This is a genomic window from Sorangium sp. So ce448 (assembly GCF_051520915.1).
Lineage (GTDB): Bacteria > Myxococcota_A > Polyangia > Polyangiales > Polyangiaceae > Sorangium > Sorangium cellulosum_B.
The window spans coordinates 9,278,925-9,299,205 of sequence record NZ_CP150343.1 but is presented as its reverse complement, the minus strand read 5'-3'; the positions used below and the strand labels follow the sequence as shown (position 1 = coordinate 9,299,205).

The following is a 20,281-nucleotide window of genomic DNA, read 5'->3' as shown; positions in this document are numbered from 1 at the left end:
TCGAGGTTGCCGGTCTCGTCCCAGGTCGATTCAAGAAGCGGACCGCTGACTGCCCTTCCCAATCCCACATCCTGCGGACGGGCGGCGACCCCGTGTCTGGGAGATCCGCTCCTTGGCGGATGGCACTCGCACCCGACCCGACTGGAGCTTTCCATGATGAGCCTTCGATCCGTGAGCAGTGCAGGCGCGGCGCCGCGGGACGCAGGGGGAGCTGTGCGCAGGGGGGAGCCGCGTGCGCGCCTGAGGCGTGCTCGCGCGGCCGCGCTCTCGGTGCTGGTGAGCATCGCGGTGCCGGCGATCCTGGCGGAGCCCCTCTGCGCGGAGCCGCTGCCCAGGGCGCACGCCGCTGCCGAGAGGTCCGGGGAATCGAGGGAAGAGGAGAGCGAGCAGACCCGTCGGGGCCGCGCGCCGGCGAGCCCCGCAGGCGCGGAGCAAACGCAGCGAACGAAGACGCGGGAGAGCTCGCCCGATCGCCGCGTGAAGAGCGCCTCGGCGAGCGGCGACGAGAAGACGAACGGGGCGGGGGACCGGAGGGGGAGGGCCCGTGCCCGCAAGAACGCGCCGCACGCGGCTGCAGACGTGGAGGAAAACGCGGGCGGTTCGGCGAAGGCGGGCGGCTCGGCGAAGGCGGGCGCCAAGAAGAAGGCGGGCGGCGAGAGGAAGAAGGAGAAGAGGCGGGCGGCGCGCACGGCCGAGAGCAAGCGGCGCGGGGCGAAGAAGGGGGTGGAGCGGGAGGCGCCTCCGAAGCCGTGCCACGGACCGGTGCTCTCGATGGATCGCAGCGGGCTGGAGCCCGAGCGCCTCGAGCTGGTCGACTGCAAGGGGAAGCCGCGCGAGGAGGCCCGGCGCGCCCTCTCCTTGCTTGCGCGCCCGTGGGGCACGCCGCGGCCGATCCTGTCCGACGAGGGGGCGCCCGCGCGGAGGCCGGAAGCGGCGAGCCGCAAGGGGCGGCGCGCTGGCGATGAGCCGCGAGCCGCCGGGAGCAGGGCGAGCGGGGTGCAGGCAGGGGAGATGGCGCCCGGCGTGCGGCTGCTCGATCCCGGGCTGCTCTCCCGCATCGAGGCGCTGGCGCGGCGGTACCCGGGCCGGCTCGTGTCGCTCGTGAGCGGGTACCGGCCTCAGAGCCAGGGCAGCCTGCACCAGACGGGGCGGGCGCTCGATCTGCGCATCGCCGGGGTGCGGAACGACGAGCTCGCAGCCGCCTGCCGCGCGCTCGCCGACACGGGCTGCGGGTACTATCCGAACAGCTCGTTCGTGCACGTCGATGTGCGCGCGCCAGGGACAGGGAGCGTCTCGTGGATCGATGCGTCCGGACCCGGCGAGGCACCCCGCTATGTGACCGCGTGGCCGCCGCCGCAGGACGAAGGGCGAGGGGCGACCGAGCGGATGCCCGGCGAGGATGCGGAGGAGGTGCTCCGGCGGGAGCGCCGCGACAGGTCTGCGAGCACGGCGCCGGAGAAGATGGCGGGCCCTGTGCCGAACAAGGCGAGCGCGGCGCCGGAGACGGCGGCGAGCGCGGCGCCGGAGACGGCGAGCGCGACGCAGGAGAGGGCGAGAGCGTCGGAGACGGCGAGCACGACGCAGGAGAAGGCGGGACCGCCCGAGAAGGCGACCACCACGCTGGAGAAGGTGGGAGCGGTGACGGAGAAGACAGGAGCGGTGCCGGAGAAGGCGGCGAGAGGCACGCCGTAGTAGTGAGGCGGGATGGGTATCACGATTCCTCGCCGGCACGCCTCGGCGCTCGCCGGTACGTTCGGTCCGCTCGCGATCCATCGCCATGAAGTCATGGCTGCGGGCGCGTCTTATCCTGCCTTCACGCTGGAGCTCGCCGACTGGATCTCGGTGGCCGCGATCACGGATGAAGGTCAGTTCGTCCTGGTGCGGCAGTACCGGCACGGGGTCGACGCGGTGACCATCGAGACGGCTGGCGGCCTCGTCGATCCAGGGGAAGAGCCGGCGACCGCTGCGCCGCGCGAGCTCCTGGAGGAGACGGGGTATGCCGTGGAGTCGCTCGAGACGCTCGGGTGGGTGCACCCGAATCCTGCGCTCCAGGCGAACCGCTGCTTCCTCTACCTGGCGCGCGGCGCGCGGCGGGTCGCCGAGCCCGAGGGCGACGAGCACGAGAGCACGGAAGCGGTCGTGATGAGCGCAGAGGACGTGAGGGCGGCGATGCAGGACGGCCGGATCAGCCACTCGATCGCCGTGATCACCTTGCTGCGGGCGCTCGCCGTTGCGTGATTCGTGGGAACGGCCTGTCTGCCGACTCACGCGATAAGCTGCGTTATCGACGTCCGGCGTGGGCGAGAGCACCCGCCTCTTTGCGGACCGGTTGACACGGTCGGACCCGTCGCGTCTTGATGCCCGTCCTTCGCGGGGCCGCCCCTGGCGCTCAGGAGCGGCGTGGCGGAGCGCAGCAATGGACCGCACGGGGAAGCCATGGAGACCCGATTGATGAGCCGTGTTCTTCGGCCGACTGCTCTCTTCTCTTCTTGTATTGGCGTTGTCCTGCTCGCGGGGTGCACGAGCTCCTCGCCCGCTCCGCTCGACATGGTGGCCGCCACGGACGACGAGGGCCGTGAGAGCGTCGGAGTCGGGAGCGCCGCCGCTGGTCCTGGCGGCCCAGACCCTGCGCCGGGCGCCGGCTGCAACGAGCTCTCGGTCGAGCTCCAGAGTGCGCTCGACGCGGCCGTGGATGCGCAGAGGCTCCCCGGCGCGGCCGCCGCCGTGCATCTCGGCGGGTGCAGCTGGCTCGGCGCCGCGGGGGTCGCGGACACCGAGGCCGACGTGGCCATCCAGGCCGGCGATCTCTTCCGCGCAGGGAGCATCACGAAGACCTTCGTCTCCACGCTGGCGCTGATGCTCCGCGCAGAAGGCCGGCTGTCGCTCGACGACGCCGTCTCGGCGTACGTCGGCGGTGTCCCCCGCGGAGAGCAGATCTCTGTGCGACAGATCCTGAACCACACGAGCGGCGTCTTCGATTACACGGCGCTCGACGAGTTCTGGACCGCGGCCTTCGACGATCCGACGCGCGCGTGGACACCCGCGGAGCTCATCGAGCTCGCGGCGTCGAAGCCGCCGTATTTCGAGCCAGGGCGCGGCTTCGCCTACTCCAACACGAACTACATCATCGCCGGCCTGATCCTCGAAGCAGCCTCGGGAGAGCCCATCGGCGAGCTGCTCCGCGCCCGCGTCCTCGAGCCGGCGGGGCTCGCGCACACCTACCTCGACGGCGCCGAGGAGGCCCTGCCCGGCCTCGTGCACGGTTACGGGCGGAGCCGAGGGGAGCTCGTCGAGATGACCTCCGCGATCGACGCGTCCGCCGCCGGCGCGGCGGGCGCGCTGGTCTCGACCACGGGCGACCTCACGAGCTTCTACCGCAAGCTGCTCGACGGCACGCTGCTCGGCCCCGCCGAGCTCGAAGAGATGACCGCGTGGGTCGACGCGCCCCTCGGCGAGGTCACCGGGTACGGCCTCGGGCTGTCGCGCCGGGAGTCTCCGCTCGGCGTCCAGGTCGGTCACGACGGCGGTATCTGGGGCTTCACGTCGTCGTCTTATTACGCGGTCGACAAGGATGCTTCTGTCACCGTGCTCGTCAATCTCGACGGCGGCGATGTCGGCAGGATCGTCGATGATCTGTCGAATGTCCTGATCACGCCCTGAGCCGGGAAGGGGCCGCCGCGTCGATATCGACGCGCACGCGCGCAGGCCGGTACCGGTCGCTGTCCGCCGCGCGCACACGAGGCGCCCCGCGGCGTGCGAGGCGCGCGCGGCGCCGAGCCGCGGTGTCAGGAACCCGCGCCGTCGCGGCGTGGCACGAGCGGTCCGCCTCGAACGGGCCTCACGCTTGCATCGCCATGGACGCAGCCCGCACGGGATGACGCCCGGCAAGACGCTCGCATCGCGAAAGGATTCCGTGATGAAGCTGGTGAAAGCGCTCGGGGGCCTGGCGCTGTCCGGAATGGCGCTCGGCACCGCGCAGATGGCTGCTGCGGGGAGCACGACGCCCATTCAAGAACTCGTGCTCGTCGAGGAGACGACGAGCCCGGACTTCGCCGACGCCAGGATTCCCCCGGATGACGTCCCATATCATGGGCATTTCCGGCCGTTCAGGCCCTTCGGGCCGCACAGGCCGTATGGGCATTTCCGGCCGTTCAGACCCTTCAGGCCGTATGGGCACTTCCGGCCGTTCAGACCCTTCAGGCCGTACGGGGACTTCCATCCCTACGGGCAGCCCCATGACCCCGGGCGATCAGAGGCAACGCCGGCAGAGGACCGCCCCGGGCCGATCATGCGCCTCGGAGAGCCTCGCTGACCTCGATCCAGGAGCGGCGCCGGGGGCGGGTGGGTCCCCGTCCCTCGCGCCGCGCGGAGTGGAAACCGTAGGGCGGGCGGGGGCGTCGGTCACGGCGCGCCCTCTCCTGCGCGCCTGACGAGCCGTTCGGGGTGCCGGCGGAGCCCCGCTCTCCCTCGCCGCGGCCCGGGCTGCCACGCGCGGGAGGCGGCTGAGCTCCGCGCGCGGCCTCGCGCGCCGGGGCGGGGCGCGCGGCGCGCCCGGCGCGATGACGTATGCTGCGCCCGATGCGCTCTCACGACGCGGCTCGCCCCGGCGCGCCGCAAGCCGCCCCCTCGCCCGCCGAGCTCTTCCATCGCATCTTCGCGCTGCTCGCCGACATGGAGGGCGCGCAGAGGGCCAAGGTCATCGACCTCGCGCGGCGCCTCATCCCCACGCTCACGGCCGAGGACATCCGCAACCCGCACGACTTCCCCGGCCTCGACGACCCCGACTGGCACTTCGAGGACGGGCAGCTCGCCGGCATCGAAGCCGTCCGGTTTGCACTCCGCGGGCTCGCGAGCGATGTTCTGGGGGATGGCGAAGGGCGCGAAGAGCGAGAGAGACACGAGAACGACGGCCAGCCCGGCGCGAGCCGCGAAGGCGGCGGCGCGCAAGGTGAATGAGGCGTTCTATCAGCCGTTCTCCACGCTCCGGCAGCTGAACAAGGCCAAGGCCAAGCCGGCGCCCGAGGCGAAGCCCAAGGCGACGGCGGCCTCGCCCGAGGCGAAGCCCAAGGCGACGGTGGCCTCGCCCGAGGCGAGGCCCAGGACGAGATCGCCCGCGCCCCCGGGCGCAGGCGCGGCGCCGCGGGCTGGCGCCGAGCAGGCGCCGCGGCCCGTCGACCCCGAGACCTTCGCCATCTACATGGCCGGCGTCCGCGTGCTCGAGGATCGCGCGACCCGGATCCCGGTCACCGCCAGCCGCGTCGAGCGGGCCGCGCTCCCGACGATCACGTTCGATCCGGACGAGGACGCGCGCTCGCGCATGCGCTCGCTCGTCATCGAGGGGATCAAGTTCGAGACCACGGACGACAGCGAGCGGATCGAGGGCCGGCGCCTCGACGTCGATCCGCGCGAGCTCAGGCGGCTCCGCCGCGCACGCTACGCCGTCGACGGCACCCTCGATCTGCACGGCCTGAGGCTCGAGGCGGCGCGCGAGGCCGTCGAGGCGTTCGTCTGCAAGCGCCAGCGCGACGGCGACCGCGTCGTCGCCATCGTCCACGGCAAGGGCAACCACTCGCCCGGCGGCCACGCGGTGCTCCGCGGCGAGATCGCCGCCTGGCTGAGCAACGGCCGCGTCGCCCGCCACGTCGCCGCCTTCGCGACGGCCCCGGACGCGGAGGGCGGCGCAGGCGTATTGCTCGTCCTGCTCACGCGATGAGGCCGGAGCCGCGCGCCGAGCCCGCCGGAGCGCCGGGGCACGGGCCGCAGCCGGAGGCGCGCGCGCGGCGCCGCGCCCTCGCGCCGGCCGCCGCGCTGCTCGCCCTTGTACCCGCGTGCGCGCCGACCCCGGCCGCGCCGCCCGAGCCGCCGAAGCCCGCGCCGCCCGCGCAGGCGGCGTCGACGCTCGGCGACGGCGAGCTCGGCGAATACCGCTCGGATCGCTTCGATCTCCGGCTCCCCCTTCCCGACGCGCGCGGCTTCCGCGTCGAGGACGGCGAGGGCCCCTGGCTCGTCGCGACCCACGCCGCGTCGTCGACGTCGCTGCTCGTGCGCACCTGGCGCGAGGACGGCCGCGCGAGCCGCGCGGCGTGCGAGGCGCGCGCGCGGCTCTGGCGCGACCTGCCGCGCCCCGGCGAGGGCCTCACCGCCGCCGAGCGCCGGATCGACGTGCCGGAGGGGTTCGACACGGTCGTGGCGATCGGCGTCGCCGACACCCCGCCGGGAGCGCCGATCGACGGCTTCGCGGTCGCCTTCGGCGGCTCCGGCCGGCGCTGCTTCGCCTTCATCGCGGAGACGCGCGCCGCGGGGCCCTCCGCGGAGCGGCTCGTGGCGGAGCGGCTCGCCGCGGTGGTCGAGATCTCGCTCGGCGGCCTCCGCCTCCTGCGCGAGACCGCGCCCGCCGTGCCGCGCGAGCCGCCGCCGTGAGCCGCGCGAGCCGCGCGAGCCGCGCGAGCCGCCACCGCGCGCCGCCGGTTCAGCGGTAGACGCCGCTCCGCGCGCGGGATTCGAGCGCCGCGGCGAGCTCCTCCTCCCCGATCGACCAGGCCTCGGCCGACAGCGCGCGCGCCTCGACGGGCTGGAGCGCCTCCAGCGCGTGCGGCGCGAAGCGCAGCCGCGACAGCGACAGGAGGCGCTCGAGCGCCTGGGACGCCACGCCGCCCTGGAGCTCCCGCCGCCACGCGCGATCGATCGCCTCGAGCCGCGCGGGGCTCTTCCACGCGTCGGCGATCACCACGCGGCCGAGCCGCGCGTCGATGGCGTCGATCCCCGTGGGCAGCGCGACGATCGCCTGCTGCGCCGCGCGCGTCGGGTCGCCGAGGCCCAGCGAGAGCAGCGCGCGGGCCGCTTCGAGCAGCCGCGCCTCGTCGGGCCGGAGCGCGGCCCGATCGACCGACGGGAGCCGCTCCAGCGCGGCCGCGTAGCGCTCGCGGCGCGCGGCGTCGATCACGGCGGCCAGCGCGCGCAGGACCCTCGCCGTCGGGGGGGAGAACCACGGATCCGCGCCGGCGCGCGGGCGCTGCGCCGGGTCCTCGAGGTCGAGCGCGGCGGCGCGCCACAGGGACGCGCGCGCGTCGAGGACGGCGCGCGTCGCCTTCACAGCGAGCGCGAAGAACAGGGCGGCCGGGAGCAGGCCCTTCACACCCCAGATCTCGCTGAGGAAGTAGCTCGCCGCGACGAGCGACGAGAGCGCGAGGAAGAGCAGCAGCCGCCGCCGGCGCCTCGCGTCGTCGCCCGCGGCGCCGGCAGCCCCGTCCGTCGCGCCGACGAGCTCGGCGCACCACTCGAGCAGCCACGTGAAGGCGGATCCCACGTCTGCGGGATCAGGATGCCCTCCGCTAGGCCTCGGCGCGAGGCCTTTCGATCTCCGCGCAGAGCGCCCGGGTGAAGTCGCTCGTGCTCGCGGCGCCGCCGAGGTCGCGCGTGCGCACCTGGCCGGCCCGGTAGAGCGTCGTCAGCGCCCGCTCGATCCGATCGCCCGCGTCGTGCTCGCCGAGGTGCCGCAGCATCATCACGGCGCTCTGCACGAGCGCCGTCGGGTTCGCGTAGCCCTTGCCCGCGATGTCCGGCGCCGACCCGTGCACCGCCTCGAAGACCGCCGCGTCGTCGCCGATGTTCGCCCCGGGCACGATCCCGAGCCCGCCGACCAGGCCGGCCCCGAGGTCCGAGAGGATGTCGCCGTAGAGGTTCTCCGTCACGATCACGCCGAGCCGGTTCGGATCGCGGACCATCGTCATGGCCGCCGCGTCGACGATCATCTCGCCGAGCTGGATCTCGGGGTGCCCCACGGCCACCCGCCGCGCGCAGTCGAGCGCGAGGCCGTCGGAGATCTTCATGATGTTCGCCTTGTGGACGATCGTCACCTTGCTCCGGCCGTGCTTCTTCGCGTACCGGAACGCGAACTCGGCGATGCGCGTCGAGCCCCGCTCGGTCGTGAGCTTGATGCTCTGGGCCACGCCGGGCAGGATCATGAGCTCGAGCCCGGCGTAGAGCCCCTCGGTGTTCTCGCGCACGATGACCATGTCGACGTCGAACCGCGGGTCGACGCCCGGCAGGCTGCGGATCGGCCGCACGTTCGCGTAGAGGTCGAGCGTCTGCCGGAGCGTGACGTTGACCGAGCGGAACCCGCCCCCGATCGGCGTCGTCACCGGGCCTTTCAGGGCGATCCGGTTCTTCCGCACGGCGTCGAGCACGGGGAGGGGGAGCGGCGAGCCCGTCAGCTTCGCGACCTCGATGCCCGCGTGATGGATCTCCCAGTCGACGGCGACGCCGGCCGCGGAGACCACATCCTGAGTCGCCGTCACCACCTCCGGGCCGATGCCGTCGCCCGGGATCAGCGTGATGCGATAGGCCATGGGCCGTCCCATTAGCAGGTGCGCAGGAGGGAACAATGGACAAGCGCGACGGTGTTGTGATGGCGCAACCACGCGCCGCGTCAGCGCGCCGCGCCTGGCGGACGCGGTGGCGGGGCGCGGCGACGGAGAGAGGCGCGCGAGGCGGGGGTCGGGCGGCTCGATACGGCCTTTTACAATCGCGCGCGACCTCGGTAGGGTACGCGTCCGCACGGCCTGACAGGCCGCTGTCACCTGGAACCGGGCGCGGGCCGAGCCATCGGCCCCGGCCCATGTTCACCAACTAGAGTGAAGGAGCGTGCTCATGCACCCTCGTGTCTTGAAAGGTCGCAGAACCGCCTTCGCGGCCTTCCTGCCTGCCGTGATCGCGTCGTCCTCGCTGGGGTGCGGCTACTCCGAGGAGGAGTGGAAGGCCCAGCTCGACAAGTACAACCGCCTTCAGAGCCAGCACCAGACCACGGAGGGCCGCCTCGCCGAGACGCAGAAGGAGCTCGAGGCGACCCAGGCGAAGGTCGCGGAGCTGACGAAGCAGCTCGAGGCGGCCGGGGTCGACATCGGCAAGCTGAACGAGAACCTCCAGGCGACGAGCACGCAGGTGTCGCAGCTGAGCTCGACGCTGGAGGAGCGCGAGAAGGCGCTCGCCGAGTTCAAGGCCCGCGCCCGCCAGCTGGAGGCGATCAAGGCGCGGTTCGAGACGCTCAAGAAGAAGCTGGACGAGCTCACGAAGCTCGGCCTGGCGGTGAACATCCGGAACAACCGGATGGTCATCTCGCTGCCGGGCGACGTCCTCTTCGACTCCGGGCGCGAGACGCTGAAGAAGGAGGGCAAGGAGATCCTCCTCAAGGTGGCGACGGTCGTCAAGAACGACAAGTCGCTGCTCCAGCGCGACTACCAGGTCGCCGGCCACACGGACAACAAGCCGCTCGTGGGCGGCCAGTTCCGCGACAACTGGGGCCTGTCGCTGATGCGCGCCCGCGAGGTGCTCGTGTTCCTCGTCAGCCCGGCCGACGTCAAGGGCGGCGGGGGCGCGCTCCCCGTCGCGAACTGGAGCGCGGCGGGCTTCGCGGACACCGATCCGGTCGCGACCAACGACACCGACGAGGGCCGGCAGAAGAACCGCCGCTGCGACCTCATCGTGGTCCCGAGCGTCGAAGAGATGCTCGACCTCCGGGCGATCACGCAGTGACCCGCGACCTCGCGGAGCGCGCCGCCGTCCGCGGCGCGCTCTTCGAGGGGCGCGTCCGCGCCGTCAGATCGGCTCAGGTCAGCCCTTGTGTCCACCGCCCGGCGATGGCCGGGCGGTCCTGCGAAACTCGCTCGGCGTCTGGCCGGTGACGGCGCGGAACGCGGCGGCGAACGCGCCGAGGCTCTGGAAGCCGACGTCCAGCGCGACCTGCGTGACGCTGGCGCTCGGGCTGGAGAGCAGGTCGATCGCCCGGAGCACGCGCGCGCGCGTGACGAAGCCGCGCCACGTGACGCCGGTCTCCTCGCGGAACCGCCGCCGCAGCGTGCGCTCGGTCGCCCCGGCGAACGCGGCGGCCCGCGGGAGATCGGCGCTGGAGACGTCGCGCAGCGCGCACTCGATCGCGCGCTGCACCGGCCGCGTCTTGCCGCGGGGCAGCCGGTACGTGGCGCCGCGATCGAGGAGCGGGCCGATGATGTCCGCCATCGCCGCGAAGAACGTGTTGGCCGCGGCGTCGTCCGGGCGCCGCGCGACCGGCCAGCGGCGCGCGTAGATCACCATCTCGCGCAGGAGCGCGGGGATCTCGAAGATCCTCACCGCCGCGAGGGGGGAGGGGAACGCGGCGGGCTCGAAGTAAATCGAGACGATGGACGCGTCGCCGCAGGTGGTGGCGTGCCGCTCGCCCGCGGGGATGAGCGCGGCGAGCTGCGGGGGGAGCAGGAAGGACGCGTCCTCGACCTCGAGGCGCGCCGTGCCGGCCAGAGGACAGAGCAGCTGGTGCCGCGCGTGGGTGTGCCAGCCGTACACGGCCCCCCGCAGCTCGTCTTCGTAGGAGAACGCGCGCGCGCCGGCATGATCGAGCCCGAGGCGCGCGAGGTGCTCGGTGGTCTCCGTCGGGGTCAGGACGCGGGCTTGCAAGGCGTGGCCTCTCGGCGGTGATCTTTGTCCGTTCGCGGGCAGCCGTAAAGCCGGAGCGCGTCCACCCTCGAGCGCCATGAAGGAAGCCACTCCCGCGGCGCACGATGCGTTGATACAGGAACAGTTCACCCGCCAGGCCAGGCCGTTCGCCGAGGTCCGGGCCCACTCGGCGGAATCCGCCATGGGGCTGCTGCTCGACGCGCTCGCCCCGGCGCCGGGCGACGCGGCCCTCGACGTGGCCTGCGGGCCGGGGATCGTCGCCTGCGCGCTGGCCCAGCGCGTGGCGAGCGTGCGGGGGCTCGACATCGTCCCGGCGATGCTGGACGAGGCGCGGAAGAGGCAGGCGAGCCTCGGCCTCTCCAATGTCACCTGGGAGCTCGGCGACGCGAGCCGGCTGCCCTATCCGGACGAGAGCTATCGCCTGGTCACGACGCGCTACAGCTTCCATCACCTGCTGGAGCCGCTCGTGACGCTGCGCGAGATGGCCCGCGTGTGCCAGAGGAGCGGGCGAGTCGCCGTGATCGACGTGGCGCCGGCCGAGGACAAGCGGGCGGCGTACGACGCCGCCGAGAAGATCCGCGATCCGTCGCACGCGAGCGCGGTCACCGAGCGCGAGCTCGGCGCCCTGTTCGACGCGGCGGGGCTGGAGATCGAGACGACGACGCGGTACCGGCTCGAGGTGGAGCTCGAGGCCGCGCTCCGGGCCTCCTTCCCGGAGCCCGGCGGAGCGGACCGGCTCCGGGCCCTCTACCGCGCCGACGTCGGCGTCGACGCGCTCGGCGTGGGCGCAGAGCTCCGGGGGGACGAGGTCCACTTCGCCTATCCGATCGTCATCGTGGTGGGCCGGAAGCGCGGCTGAGCCGAGAGGCACCTTCTGCCCGGCGACTCGAGGCGCCAGGACTCCGCAGCTCAGGGGAGCGCCCCGGCCGGGCAGGAGGGATCGGTCGTCGCCTCGACGTCGTCCACGTGCAAGGCCTCGTCGTCGAGCGGCGCATCGCAGGTGCCGCTGGCTCTTATCTTGAAAGAGATCGGCTGGGGCCTGCCCGCCGTGCGCGGATCCAGGCAGATCGTCTGTTGCGTCCAGCGCTCGCTGGCAGCCAGGGCGCCTCCTGGCGTCGAGGAGGCGGTCGCCGCGAGGAGGTGGCTCGTGCGGTACCAGAACTTCAGCGCCGGACCGGCCGTCCCCTGAGGCTCGGGGACGGTGAACACGGTGGAGGCCGAGGGCTCGCGGCACGGCTTCCGCACGGACAGCGAGAGCGAGACGTCGCCGGCGTGCGCGGCCGCTGAGTCGACGGCGAGCCTGGCGCTGCCGCGCGCGGGGTCCTCCGCGTTGAGGACCCATGTCGGCGAGAGGCCTGCGTCGGCGCCGGGGTTCTCGAAGCCCGGGTCGAAGATCGGCGCGTCTCCCGGGCAGCGGTCGTCAGAGACGATGGCGAGATCATCCACCGTGAAGTCCCGCTTGTTCTCCTCCATGCACGGCTGGCTGTGCCGGTTCCGGAAGGCGAACGCGAGGCGGTGCGCCATGCCGAGCGCCCACCGGGGCAAGCAGGCATGCGAGACCTGCGCTTCGCCCGTGCCCGTCAGGGCCGTCAGCCGGTGCGTGCTCAGCATCACGTCGACGATCGCCCCAGGGCTGCCCCGGCTCCAGATGCGGAGCGCCGGGCTCGGCAGCGCGGCGGACGGCAAGGGCGCCGAGAGCGCGCCCTCGAGCGAGGGAGCCTGGCAGAACAGCGTGGTGGCGAGATGTCCGCCCTTGCCGCCGCCCTGGCCCAGGCCGCGCTCGATCTCGGAGACGCCGCCCTCGGCAGTCGCCTTCCAGCCGGCGGCGCCTGCTTCGAAGTCGCCGTTCAGCACCTGGCCAGGCGGCGGACACTCGTTCATTTCATCAGGCTGAAGGGCGACGTCATCGAACGTCAGCGTGAAGTCCTGTCCGGTGTCCTCATCGCACAGGGGAGAACGCCGGGCGGGCCCGAGGAGCAGCTCGATCGGCCTGCCGTAGGCGCGCTCTCCCAGGCACACGCGTTGCGGGGCAAAGGACGAAGAGGGCATGAGATCGAGGTCGGTGATCCCTCCGTCGATCCGGACCCCGACCCCCGGCGGGCCGAGGCAGTCCATCGCGAGCTCGCAGCCGATGCGCGCGGCGAACGTGAGCAGGAGCGGCCCGGCGCACGCGAGATCCGGCATCGAGAGGCGCTGATAGAAGCCGGCCATCTGGCACACCGCGTCTCTCCCGATGACGCCGGCCCCGGGGTTGCCGTTGCCCTCGACCTCGGGGGAGACGAGCGCTGCCCCCGTGGTGCCCCACGTATCCGAGCGCTGGAACGAGGGATCCTCCGGGCCTCCCCGCCAGTCGCAGTCGCCGTCGACCCTCGGATCATCATCCGCGCTGGCACGCTCCGAAATACATGCGCCGTCTGCGCAGCGGAGCCCGTCGTCGCACTGGCCCAGAGGCCCACACGGACAGCCTTCCTCACCAGGAGGGCAGTCGGCGCCCCCGCCCGCGTCCTCGCCGCCCGCGTTCTCGGCGCCGCCCGCGCTCTCGGCGCTGCCCGCGCTCTCGGCGCTGCCGTCGCCTCCCGCCCCGCCTGCGCCCGCCGTGCCTGCCGCTGCGCCGGCAGAGCCCTGCTCCGTCCCGGAGCAAGCGCTCGCGAATGCGCCAAGCACGGCAGCGACACAGCAGGTCAGCGGGCGCGACCATCCCATCATCAATTCAAGCTAGCGGGGGAATCATGGGATCGCAAGGTAGACAGGATGTTTCCCTTTTCCTGGAGAGACATCGAGATAAGGAGAACTCTCAAGTCATATCGGGCGAAGCCGGAGACGCGGACGTCCGCACGCTGAACTCGAGCTCATCAGCTCATCAGCTCGTCAGCTCGTCAGCTCATAGGCTCATCGTAGCGCGGGCAAACATCGGTTGAGCGAGCGTCCGAGCGGCGGCGCGGGGCCGGCGGCTCGTTGCGGGGCGCAGGAGTGTCCACGAGAGCTCCGCGGCGCGAGCCGGGTGACGACGCACCGCGTACCTGGCCCCGCGCCAAGCGCGTCAGCCGCCGGAGGCGGCGCCGAGCGCCGCGGAAGGCACGAGGCCCGAGACGGGGCTCCCCCCGGCATCCGCGCCAAGGAAGGCCCGCAGCTCGGCGAGCAGCGGACCTGACTCGCCGACGAACGGCAGGTGATCGTCGCCTGGCAGCTCGACGTGGCGCGCGCCGCGGATGCGGCCGGCGAGGTCGCGCCCGGCCGCCGCCGGGACGGCCCGATCGCCGGCGCGGTGCAGCACGAGCGTCGGGGCGCTCACCCGGCCCAGCGCGGAGCGGATGTCGGCCGCAGCGTGTGCCCGGAGCATGCGCGCCGCCCCGCCAGGGCTCGCGCCGTGGCGCAGGTACGCGGCCCAGAAGCGCCGGAAGGCGCCGTCATCCGCCGCGGACGGGGCCAGGCGATCGAGGAAGAGCGGCTCGCCCCAGCCGCTCCGCAGCGCGCGCTCGGCCTCCTCGGCGGCCTCGCCGGCGAGCCCGAAGAGGCACCCCGGCCAGGCAGACATCTGCGCCGCGCTCCCGAGCGCGATCAGGGCGCGCGCCCGCGCCGGGTGCGCCGCCGCGAGCAGCGCGCACGGCGCGAACCCGGCGCCGACGCCGAGGAGCGCGGCGCGCGCCACGCCGGCCGCGTCCAGCACCGCCAGCAGATCCTCCGCCTGCTGCTCGGCCGGGGCGCCCGCGCCCTCGCGCTCGCTCATCCCGGTGCCGCGCTGGTCGAGCACGATGAGCCGCGCCCACGCGCCGAGCTCGGCGAAGAACCGGGAGATGAGCGCGCCCTCCCACGCGGCCTCCACGTGCGTCACCCACCCCTGGACCAGCACCAGATCGATCGGCCCGGCGCCCGCGATCCTGTAGGCCAGGCTCGCGTCGGCGCTCGTGGCGAGGCGGGTCTCCGCCGCGTGCAGCCGCGCGGGCGCCCGCGTGGAGGAGACCACCCCCTCCCGCGCGGCCTCGAGCCCGCGCCGCATCGCCTCGGCGACCTGCGCGTACGCGCCCGCCCACGCCCGCGCGGTGACGGGCGACCACGCGTCCCCCTCGAGCTCCTCGAGCGCCTCGAGCAGCGCGCGGCCCACGGCGTCGAAATGCTCGGGCAACGCGGCGTACGCCGCGTGGCGGCGGCCGAGCGCCTCGAGCATCTCGACCAGCTTGTCCGGCGCGCGCAGGTTGTCGACGACGAGCTGCAGCGCCGCGGCGAGCTTGAGCCGCTGCTCGCGCATGTCCGGCGGGAACAGCGCCCGGAGCGCCGGCTCGCGGGCGAAGAGCCGCTCGTAGAAGCGCGTCACGAGCGCCTCCGCGCGCGGGGCGAGGCGCTCGAACGAGGCGCGCACGACGTCCGCGCCCGCGTCCTGCGCGCTCGCGGGGGACGACGCGGGGCGCACGATCTGGAACGCCCGGCAGAGCGCCTCGGTCTCCTCGAGCGCGGCCTGCACCTCCTCGGCCGACGCGAAGCGCGCCTCCGGCTCGCGCAGGACGCAGCGATCGATGACGGCCGCGAACATCTCCGGGACGTCGGGGCAGATCGAGCGCAGCGGCGGGAGCGCCCGCGCCGTCACCCAGCTGGCGATCGCGTGCACGTCGAGCCCCGCGTGAGGCAGCCGGCCCGCGCACAGCTCGTAGAAGACCAGCCCGAGCGCGTAGACGTCGGAGCGGGGCGTGCCGGCGGTGCCCGCCCAGAGCTCGGGCGCGAGGTAGAGCGGCGTGCCCATCATCACGCCGCCGTCGGTCAGGCTCGCGGTCACGAGCGCGGAGGCCGCGTCGAGCGCCACCGGGATCGCGGTCGTCAGGGCGGACATGTCCGCGAGCGCCCACGGCGCGGGCGCGACGGCGGAGCTCGGCGCGGCGCGAGGGCCCGCGTCGAGGGCGGGGGCGCCGGGCCGGTCGGCGAGCTTGGCGAGGCCGAAGTCGAGCAGCTTCACCTCGCCGCTCGCGTCGAGCATCACGTTCGCCGGCTTGATGTCGCGGTGGAGGACGCCCCGCCGGTGCGCCGCGGCGAGCCCGCGGGCGAGGCCGAGCGCGAGGCGCAGCGCGGCGGGCCACGGGATCGGCTTCGGGAGCAGCTCGAGCGGCTCGCCCTCGACGAACTCGTAGGCGATGTACGGCCGCCCGCGCACCTCGCCGATCCGGTAGACGGCGACGACGTTGGGGTGCTGGAGGCGCGCGATGGCGCGGGCCTCGACGCGCAGCCGCTCGATGGTCCTGGGATCCGGGCTGTCCGCCGCGACGAACTTGAGCGCGACGGGCCGGTCGAGGACCTCGTCGTGAGCGAGGTACACCTGCCCCATGCCCCCGCGGCCGAGCGGCCGCACCACGCGGTAGTCGTCGAAGGCCGAGGGCGGCGCCCAGGAGAGCGGGGGCGACGGCGGCCGCTCGCTCGCGCCCAAGCGCTGGTGCATCGTGTTGAGGAAGAGCGGCGCCCCGAGGTCGCTCTCGCTGGGGCGCGTCGAGAGCCGCGCGCGGCAGCCGTCGCAGCCGGCCACGTGCCCGCGGATGGTCGCCGCGTCGTCGTGCGGGAAGTTGCCCGCGAGCCAGGTGGCCAGGGCGTCGTCGGACGGGCACGGGATCATGCGCTGCTGTTCTCCGGAGCGGCATTCTCCGTGCGCGCTGTGGGCAGCGCAATGGCCGCGCGGTCCGTGCCGCGCTGCGCTGCTCCGCCGTCGTGAGAGGCAGCACCTGTGCGCCTGTCGTGGCCGTGCGGCGCTGGAGCGCGGCGCGAGCGCGCGAGCCGCGGACGATCGGCGCTGGACCGGCGCCCCCGCGGTGTCACGCTCGCGGAGAGCGATGAGCGACCCGAAGCCACCGCCGAGCCCAGCGCCCCGGTCGGAGACGGTGCGGCAGGCGCTCCTGGAGGAGCTCCGCAGGGGAGCGGCGACCGCGTGGGAGCTCTCCACCCGCCTCGGGATGCGGGAGCGCGACGTGGCGCCGCACCTCGAGCACCTCGCGCGCTCGTTGCGGGCGCGCGGCGAGCGGCTCTCGGTCGCGCCGGCGCGCTGCCTGCGCTGCGGCTACGCGTTCGACGAGCGGCGGTCGCTCGCGAAGCCGAGCCGCTGCCCGGCGTGCCGGGGGGAGCGCATCGAGGCGCCGCGGTTCCGGATCGACGCGGGCGAAGGGTGAGGCTCCCGGGCGGCGGCGCTCACAGCGCCGGTCGATCGGGCGGCTCCGGGCGCCCGCGCCGCGCGGCGCGGGCCTCCACCTCGCCGAGCAGCCGCGGGCCCGCGCGCTCGCCCGCGCCCGCGAAGAAGGCGCGGGCCTGGGCGAGGTCGCCGTGCGCCGCGTAGAGCTCGACGAGCTCTCGCTCCGCGGCCTCGTCGATCGTCGCCTCCAGCGAGCCGGCGCGCGCGGGGCCGAGCTGCACGATGGCGCGCAGCGCCCTCATGGCCCCGTCGGTGGCGCTCCGGCCGCCGAGGCCCCGCAGGCTCCACGACTTCACGTAGAGCGCGCGCTTGCGGAGCGGCGCCCCCGCGGCGCCGCGGAGCGCGCCGTCGCAGGCGCTCACGGCCTCGTCGAGGCGCCCCGCGGCGAACGCCAGGTCGGCCAGCGCGAGGTGGGCCTCGGCCGCCTCGCCGGACGCCGGGTGCTCGAGGGCGAGCTGGCGCAGCCGCGCCTCGGCGCCGCGCGCGTCGCCGCCGTCCTGGAGCGCCCGCGCGAGCGCGAGGAGCGCTCGAGGCCGCTGCTCCGCTGCGCGCAGCGCCGGCGCGTCGACGAGCGCGGCGTAGGCCGCCGCGACGCTCGCCCCCAGCCGCGCGGCCTCTGCTTCGAGCGCCGCCCGCCGCGCCGCGCCGCGCGCGCCGGCCGCGCCCGCCTCCGCGGCCTGGTCGAGCACGAAGAGCTGCACGCCGATCACGCGGTAGCGGCCCGCGAGCGACTCCGCCTCACGGAAGATCGGCTCGGCCGCCGCGCTCGCGAAGGGGTCCGCGCCGCCGCGCGCGGCGGGCGCCGGCGCTCCCGCGCTCGCGCCGGGGTCGGCGCCGCCGCGCGCGGCGGGCGCCGGCGCTCCCTGCGCGGCGCAGCCCGCCGAGGCGAGGGTGAGCGCCATGAACGCGGCGACCCGCCGCGCCGCGGCTCTGCGCCGCTCCGTGAGACTGCTGGCGGTCTTCGCTGCGCGCTCCACGACCCGTGACACTTCTTCTCCTCGTGACTCGACGCCGGCAGAGAGGGCGAAACGCCGCGCGCTTCGTGCCGAACGGCGCCGGAAGATAACCGCGGGCGCCCCAGGGACCAGGGCAATCCACGCCGGACGCGCCGATCCTCTCCCTGAACCACGCGGAGAACAGCGCCTTTCGAGCGCCTTGCGCGGCGGCGCACACGCGGCGCGCGGGGCGGAGCGATGCGCCGCAGAGCACGCGCCTCCAGCACGCTCCGCCTCGGCCCATGCATTGCGTCTCGGCCTTCATCGCTCCGCGCCCGGACCGGCGCTTCACACCGGGCGGGGGCGTATCCGGATGGAGAGTCACGACATGGCGACAAAAGTGAACTGCCTCCCGTTCACGATCCCCACGATGCCGCGCCTCGGGCTCGCCGACCTGGAGGCGCGCTTCCGACGCCTCTCGCTCCTCATGTACGACACGAGGGTTCCGATCGCGACGCTCGAGAAGGAGGTCTATCCCTACCTTGCCCGTGGCATCGAGTTCGTCAATCCATGGCGGCGCGTGCGCGGGATCGAGACGTACCAGGTCGGCCTCTCGGGATCTCGCGTCGGCGGCCGTTTCGACCTCGACGTCTCTCAGCTGAGCGTCCGGCTCTCCGAGCCGCGTGACGCGGGCCGCGCCCTGGTCGACAGCACCTTGTACCTGAGGTTGTTCCCGCGCTGCGCGTATCCCGTGCGGGTGATCCTGACCTACGATTTCTGCATGATCGACGGCGGCGAGAGCTTCGAGATCACGCGCCACGAGGAGATGTGGCGCATCGGGGACATTCTTCGGAGCGCTCCGCTGCTGGGCCGCTCCTACGATGTCTTCCGTTCCTGGTCGGGTTACCTCTTCACCGGCGCGCTGCTCCTGTCCCGCGCGGTCGCTGTCCGTCCGCCTGGCGCCGAGGCCGCGCGGGGCGCGCCGGAGCCGTCACGCTGACGCCGTGCGCGCGGCCACGCTCGCCTGAGCCCGGGCCGGCGATCGCTCGGAACCGACGGGACCGAGGGAACCGAACGCCGGTCTGCGTGTCGGAATGTCCCCGGCGCCCCGGTCTTCTCCGGCCGGGGACATCCCGACAACCCTCGTTCATTCACGGAGCAGCTTGATGGGAAATCTGCCGCCCGGGCCGAAGTCGCTCAGCCTTGTGGACACCATTCGTGCAGGATTCATCTCCTCCGAGCCCGTCTTCAGGCGCTACGCCGCCGAGTACGGCCCCACGTTTCGTCTGAGGTCGCCGAACGGGATACTGACCATCACGGGCGATCCGGAGGCGATCCGCGCTGTCTACACGGCCGACCCCGACGAGTTCGATGTCTGGGGTGTCCAGCTGACGGAGCCGGTCTTCGGGACCTCGTCGGTGGTCGTGACGGCGGGCGCGCGCCACCGGCGCGATCGGCGGCTGCTCGCCCCGCCGTTCAGCGCCGGCGCGATGCGGGGTTATGGCGGCGCGATCGCGGACATCAGCCTGGGCGTGGCGTCGCGGTGGCGGCCGGGCCGCTCGTTCTCGATGCTCGCGGCGACCCAGGCGATCGCGCTCGACGTGATCGTCCGCGTGGTCTTCGGCGTGAGGGGCGAGGTGCGCGTCGGCAGGACCCGCGAGGCCGTGCTCGGGCTCATCGAGTCGCTGAGCCCGAGCTTCATGATCATCCCTGCGCTCCGCCGCGACTTCGCCGGCTTCGGCCCCTACGCGCGCCACAAGCGCGCGGCCAGGGCGCTCGACGCGCTGCTCTTCGAGGAGATCCGGGCGAGGCGCGCGGAGGGGGACGCTTCGCAGGACATCCTGGGCCTGATGATGAGCGCCCGCCACGACGACGGCGCGGGCATGAGCGACGTCGAGATAGCAGACCAGCTCCGTGCGCTCCTGTTCGCTGGCCACGAGACGACGGCCATGTCGCTCGGGTGGGCGATGTACTGGCTGCACCGCGAGCCGGCCGTGCTCGCGCGCCTCCTCGACGAGCTCGACGCGCTCGGTCCCGCGCCCGAGGCGGACGCGCTCGCGTCGCTGCCGTACCTGGAGGCGGTGTGCCTGGAGGCGCTCCGCCTCCACCCGCCGGTGGTGGACGTGGCCCGCGTCGTGAAAAGGCCGTTCCAGCTCAAGGGTTATACCATCCCGGCCGGCGAGGCGATCGCCGCCTCGCCGCTGCTCCTGCACGGCCGCGAGGATCTCTACCCTTCGCCGGAGCGATTCCGCCCTTCGCGGTTCCTCGATCGGAAATTCACACCCTTCGAGTTCATCGCCTTTGGCGGCGGCGCCCGCCGGTGCCTGGGCGCGGCGTTCGCGATGTACGAGATGAAGGTCGCCCTCGGCACGATCCTCGGGAGATATCGGCTCCGGCTCGAGAGCCAGGCGCCCATTCACCACGTGCGCCGCGGGCTCACCATGGGGCCGAGCGGGGATGTGGCGATGATCCTGGAAGGGGAGCGCGAGCGAGCGAGGGCGGAAGGCCGCCCGGCTGCGGTCCAGGGCAGCCCCGCGGAGCCGGCGCTCCGCCCCGCCGCGCCGCAGCCGGCAGGGCGGTGCCCCATGGGCTTCTCCTGAGCGTTGCTCACCGGGTCTCCTTGCGCGCGGCCGGCTGGCGGCGCGCTCCGGCCTTCATCCCGTCAGCTCGTGCTCGCGGGGATGCCGATCCGCCCTCCGGCGGCGCTCCACGACGAGCGGCGGCCCATCCCGCGGCACGA

18 protein-coding genes are annotated in these 20,281 nt (G+C 73.9%); 12 read left to right on the top strand and 6 right to left on the bottom strand.

Annotated elements, in window-relative coordinates; all coding sequences use genetic code 11:
- Positions 1 to 270: 270 nt before the first annotated feature.
- The 7 genes from WMF45_RS35275 (at position 271) to WMF45_RS35245 (ending at position 6,420) form a co-directional block, all read left to right on the top strand.
- Positions 271 to 1,692, top strand: coding sequence for a YcbK family protein (locus WMF45_RS35275; protein WP_437709842.1), 1,422 nt, complete (start codon positions 271 to 273; stop codon positions 1,690 to 1,692).
- Positions 1,693 to 1,704: 12 nt separating this feature from the next.
- The gene (locus WMF45_RS35270; protein WP_437709840.1) at positions 1,705 to 2,238 is read left to right on the top strand and encodes an NUDIX hydrolase; all 534 of its coding nucleotides are present in this window, start codon (positions 1,705 to 1,707) and stop codon (positions 2,236 to 2,238) included.
- A gap of 213 nt (positions 2,239 to 2,451) precedes the next feature.
- Entirely contained in the window at positions 2,452 to 3,660 is a 1,209-nt protein-coding gene (locus WMF45_RS35265) for a serine hydrolase domain-containing protein (RefSeq protein ID WP_437709838.1), read from the top strand.
- Positions 3,661 to 3,916: 256 nt separating this feature from the next.
- Complete coding sequence (locus WMF45_RS35260) at positions 3,917 to 4,312, top strand: hypothetical protein (protein ID WP_437709836.1); 396 nt, start codon at positions 3,917 to 3,919, stop codon at positions 4,310 to 4,312.
- Positions 4,313 to 4,578: 266 nt separating this feature from the next.
- Positions 4,579 to 4,956 carry a hypothetical protein gene (locus WMF45_RS35255; RefSeq protein ID WP_437709834.1) on the top strand — a complete coding sequence of 126 codons (378 nt, stop codon included), beginning with the start codon at positions 4,579 to 4,581 and terminating at the stop codon, positions 4,954 to 4,956.
- On the top strand, positions 4,949 to 5,713 hold the full coding sequence (locus WMF45_RS35250) for a Smr/MutS family protein (RefSeq protein WP_437709832.1): 765 nt from the start codon (positions 4,949 to 4,951) through the stop codon (positions 5,711 to 5,713). Before WMF45_RS35255 ends, WMF45_RS35250 begins: the two co-directional genes overlap by 8 nt.
- Complete coding sequence (locus WMF45_RS35245; RefSeq protein ID WP_437709830.1) at positions 5,710 to 6,420, top strand: hypothetical protein; 711 nt, start codon at positions 5,710 to 5,712, stop codon at positions 6,418 to 6,420. The genes WMF45_RS35250 and WMF45_RS35245 overlap by 4 nt, the downstream gene beginning before the upstream one ends.
- A gap of 49 nt (positions 6,421 to 6,469) precedes the next feature.
- On the opposite strand, the gene WMF45_RS35240 is transcribed toward WMF45_RS35245, so the two are convergent.
- Together WMF45_RS35240 and WMF45_RS35235 are read right to left on the bottom strand one after the other, a co-directional pair.
- Complete coding sequence (locus tag WMF45_RS35240) at positions 6,470 to 7,306, bottom strand: hypothetical protein (RefSeq protein WP_437709828.1); 837 nt, start codon at positions 7,304 to 7,306, stop codon at positions 6,470 to 6,472.
- 25 nt (positions 7,307 to 7,331) lie between these two features.
- Positions 7,332 to 8,348: an isocitrate/isopropylmalate dehydrogenase family protein gene (locus tag WMF45_RS35235; RefSeq protein WP_437709826.1), complete on the bottom strand. Its 1,017-nt coding sequence runs from the start codon at positions 8,346 to 8,348 to the stop codon at positions 7,332 to 7,334.
- A gap of 301 nt (positions 8,349 to 8,649) precedes the next feature.
- Here WMF45_RS35235 and WMF45_RS35230 point away from each other — a divergent pair, with 301 nt between their 5' ends.
- A complete protein-coding gene (locus WMF45_RS35230) occupies positions 8,650 to 9,531 on the top strand; it encodes an OmpA family protein (protein ID WP_437709824.1) in 882 nt (293 codons plus the stop codon).
- Between the two features lie 78 nt (positions 9,532 to 9,609).
- Here the strand turns inward: WMF45_RS35230 and WMF45_RS35225 are convergent, their stop codons facing one another.
- Positions 9,610 to 10,446, bottom strand: a complete 837-nt coding sequence (locus tag WMF45_RS35225) for an AraC family transcriptional regulator (RefSeq protein ID WP_437709822.1) — start codon at positions 10,444 to 10,446, stop codon at positions 9,610 to 9,612.
- Positions 10,447 to 10,522: 76 nt separating this feature from the next.
- Here WMF45_RS35225 and WMF45_RS35220 point away from each other — a divergent pair, with 76 nt between their 5' ends.
- On the top strand, positions 10,523 to 11,305 hold the full coding sequence (locus WMF45_RS35220) for a class I SAM-dependent methyltransferase (RefSeq protein WP_437709820.1): 783 nt from the start codon (positions 10,523 to 10,525) through the stop codon (positions 11,303 to 11,305).
- Positions 11,306 to 11,355: 50 nt separating this feature from the next.
- On the opposite strand, the gene WMF45_RS35215 is transcribed toward WMF45_RS35220, so the two are convergent.
- Together WMF45_RS35215 and WMF45_RS35210 are read right to left on the bottom strand one after the other, a co-directional pair.
- Positions 11,356 to 13,110, bottom strand: coding sequence for a hypothetical protein (locus tag WMF45_RS35215; RefSeq protein WP_437709819.1), 1,755 nt, complete (start codon positions 13,108 to 13,110; stop codon positions 11,356 to 11,358).
- Between the two features lie 376 nt (positions 13,111 to 13,486).
- Positions 13,487 to 16,039 (bottom strand): alpha/beta fold hydrolase, encoded by a 2,553-nt coding sequence (locus tag WMF45_RS35210; protein WP_437709817.1) that lies wholly within the window; start codon positions 16,037 to 16,039, stop codon positions 13,487 to 13,489.
- Positions 16,040 to 16,253: 214 nt separating this feature from the next.
- Between WMF45_RS35210 and WMF45_RS35205 the strand changes: the two genes are divergently transcribed.
- Positions 16,254 to 16,586 (top strand): transcriptional regulator, encoded by a 333-nt coding sequence (locus WMF45_RS35205; RefSeq protein WP_437324296.1) that lies wholly within the window; start codon positions 16,254 to 16,256, stop codon positions 16,584 to 16,586.
- A gap of 19 nt (positions 16,587 to 16,605) precedes the next feature.
- Here the strand turns inward: WMF45_RS35205 and WMF45_RS35200 are convergent, their stop codons facing one another.
- Entirely contained in the window at positions 16,606 to 17,595 is a 990-nt protein-coding gene (locus tag WMF45_RS35200; RefSeq protein ID WP_437709815.1) for a hypothetical protein, read from the bottom strand.
- 334 nt (positions 17,596 to 17,929) lie between these two features.
- Here WMF45_RS35200 and WMF45_RS35195 point away from each other — a divergent pair, with 334 nt between their 5' ends.
- Both WMF45_RS35195 and WMF45_RS35190 read left to right on the top strand, forming a co-directional pair.
- Positions 17,930 to 18,541, top strand: coding sequence for a hypothetical protein (locus WMF45_RS35195; protein ID WP_437709813.1), 612 nt, complete (start codon positions 17,930 to 17,932; stop codon positions 18,539 to 18,541).
- 166 nt (positions 18,542 to 18,707) lie between these two features.
- The gene (locus WMF45_RS35190) at positions 18,708 to 20,141 is read left to right on the top strand and encodes a cytochrome P450 (RefSeq protein WP_437709811.1); all 1,434 of its coding nucleotides are present in this window, start codon (positions 18,708 to 18,710) and stop codon (positions 20,139 to 20,141) included.
- The last annotated feature ends 140 nt before the right edge of the window (positions 20,142 to 20,281 follow it).